We start from the raw sequence: 2,926 nt of genomic DNA, 5'->3' as shown, positions 1-2,926 counted from the left end.
GAGATTGCTTCAGCGCTCCTTAATGGTTTCTCCGTGTCATTGCGAGGGGGGCTCAGAAAACTAATGATTTGGCTTTACCCAATTATTACCCCCCGAAGCAATCTCAACTATAACAGTCAAATTAGGAGATTGCTTCGGCGCTCCTTAATGTTTTCTCCGTGTCATTGCGAGGGGGGCTGAGAAAACAATGATTTAGCTTTACCCAATTATTACCCCCCGAAGCAATCTCAACTATAACAGTCAAATTAGGAGATTGCTTCAGCGCTCCTTAATGGTTTCTCCGTGTCATTGCGAGGGGGGCTCAGAAAACTAATGATTTGGCTTTACCCAATTATTACCCCCCGAAGCAATCTCAACTATAACAGTCAAATTAGGAGATTGCTTCGGCGCTCCTTAATGGTTTCTCCGAAAGGTTAACTTCTCTATTACCGCCTCGCGGAGGACAATATAAAACTCTCTTAATACCATTAACGCAACTCCTTCAACACCTCTTCTGTAAAAGGATTTTCCCCTTTTTTCAAAGCATCAACCCAATCTTCTCGTTGTGATTTGAAGTATTCATTATCAGTCCATTTAATGAATACTTCAAAGTCCTTAATAGCTCCCGAAAAATCCCCAGTTAATGCCCGCGCCAAACCACGACTATCTATAATATATCCATCTTCAGGAGCGAGTTTAACTGCTTTTTCACAGGCAAACAGTACATCTTTGGCTCGTTCGTGTAAGATCCCATTGCTACAGAGAAAACCCCAATCACCAGCAGTTATTTCTAACTTTCCATCTAACTTTTGCGCTTGCTCGTAAGCCAAAATTCCTGCATCAAAATTTTTATCTTCTATTAATTGCTTGCCCCGCTTGAATAAACTTTTTGCTGCTGAATTTAAACTGAAATGGGAATCAAGTTTAAATGCTTGTTGAAACTTAGAAATAGCTTCATTAATATTACCCTCTGCTGCTAAGTTCTCACCTTGCAAAAATAAAGCTGTTCCCGAAGCTTCTACTCCACAGAGATTCCGCTCCTCTTCAGTGACATTGGGATTATTTTTTAGATAGTCACTCATCCACTGGCAAGCATGAGTTATTAAGTCATCTCGGTTGAAGCGCCACAATTTCGCTGTCGTGTCACTACTTGCAGAAGCAATTAAATCTCCTTTGGGGCTAAATGCTACACCCCAGACAGAATTTTCATGTCCGGTGAGAGTGCGCACCAAAGTGCCATCTGGTTTCCACAGTTTCACTGTGTTATCCCTACTTGCAGAAGCTATTAAATCTCCCTTGGGGCTAAATGCTACCGCTTCGACATAATTTTCATGTCCGGTGAGAGTGCGCACCAAAGTGCCATCTGGTTTCCACAGTTTCACTGTGTTATCCAAACTTGCAGAAGCTATTAAATCTCCCTTGGGGCTAAATGCTACACCTCTGACATCATTTTCATGTCCGGTGAGAGTGCGCACCAAAGTGCCATCTGGTTGCCACAGTTTCACTGTGTCATCAAAACTTGCAGAAGCTATTAAATCTCCCTTGGGGCTAAATGCTACACCTCTGACATTATCTTCATGTCCGGTGAGAGTGTGTACCAAAGTGCCATCTGGTTTCCACAGTTTCACCGTGTTGTCAATACTTGCAGAAGCTATTAAATCTCCCTTGGGGCTAAATGCTACACCTCTGACAGAATCTTCATGTCCGGTGAGAGTGTGTACCAAAGTGCCATCTGGTTTCCACAGTTTCACCGTGTTATCCCAACTTGCAGAAGCTATTAAATCTCCCTTGGGGCTAAATGCTACCGCTTCTACAGGATTTTCATGTCCGGTGAGAGTGCGCACCAAAGTGCCATCTGTTTTCCACAGTTTCACTGTGTTATCCCTACTTGCAGAAGCTATTAAATCTCCCTTGGGGCTAAATGCTACCGCTTCGACATAATTTTTATGTCCGGTGAGAGTGCGCACCAAAGTGCCATCTGGTTTCCACAGTTTCACTGTGTTATCCAAACTTGCAGAAGCTATTAAATCTCCCTTGGGGCTAAATGCTACCGCTTCGACATAATTTTTATGTCCGGTGAGAGTGCGCACCAAAGTGCCATCTGGTTTCCACAGTTTCACTGTGTTATCCAAACTTGCAGAAGCTATTAAATCTCCCTTGGGGCTAAATGCTACCGCTTCGACATCATTTTCATGTCCGGTGAGAGTGCGCACCAAAGTGCCATCTGGTTTCCACAGTTTCACTGTGTTATCCCAACTTGTAGAAGCTATTAAATCTCCCTTGGGGCTAAATGCTACCGCTTCGACATAATTTTCATGCCCGGTGAGAGTGCGCACCAAAGTGCCATCTGGTTTCCACAGTTTCACCGTGTTATCCCAACTTGCAGAAGCTATTAAATCTCCCTTGGGGCTAAATGCTACCGCTTCGACATAATTTTCATGTCCGGTGAGAGTGCGCACCAAAGTGCCATCTGGTTTCCACAGTTTCACTGTCTTGTCACTACTTGCAGAAGCAATTAAATCTCCCTTGGGGCTAAATGCTACACCGTTGACAGAATTTTCATGTCCGGTGAGAGTGCGTACCAAAGTGCCATCTGGTTTCCACAGTTTCACTGTCTTGTCACTACTTGCAGAAGCTATTAAATCTCCCTTGGGGCTAAATGCTACCGCTTCGACATCATTTTCATGTCCGGTGAGAGTGCGTACCAAAGTGCCATCTGGTTTCCACAGTTTTACTGTGTTGTCAGTACTTGCAGAAGCTATTAAATCTCCCTTGGGGCTAAATGCTACCGCTTCGACATAATTTTCATGGGCTTCTAACCTATTGATTTCTTTATATCTAGGCAAGTCAAAAGTTTGTCGCAGTAAGTCTGCACCTTGTATCTGAATAGCTGATGTTGCAGTCTTTACCTGTTGTAATTTTCGACCTAGTTTTAGTACATCCATCT

Annotated in this window: 1 protein-coding gene; it reads right to left on the bottom strand. The window is 43.5% G+C overall.

Translation table 11 applies throughout. The features are described 5' to 3' along the window. Positions 1 to 467: 467 nt before the first annotated feature. A partial coding sequence (locus F6K40_RS33275; RefSeq protein WP_483143784.1) for a WD40 domain-containing protein occupies positions 468 to 2,926 on the bottom strand: 2,459 nt, incomplete at its 5' end.

Origin of the sequence: Okeania sp. SIO3I5 (genome assembly GCF_010672085.1) — a bacterium.
Lineage (GTDB): Bacteria > Cyanobacteriota > Cyanobacteriia > Cyanobacteriales > Microcoleaceae > Trichodesmium.
This window is presented reverse-complemented; position numbering and strand designations above follow the sequence as displayed.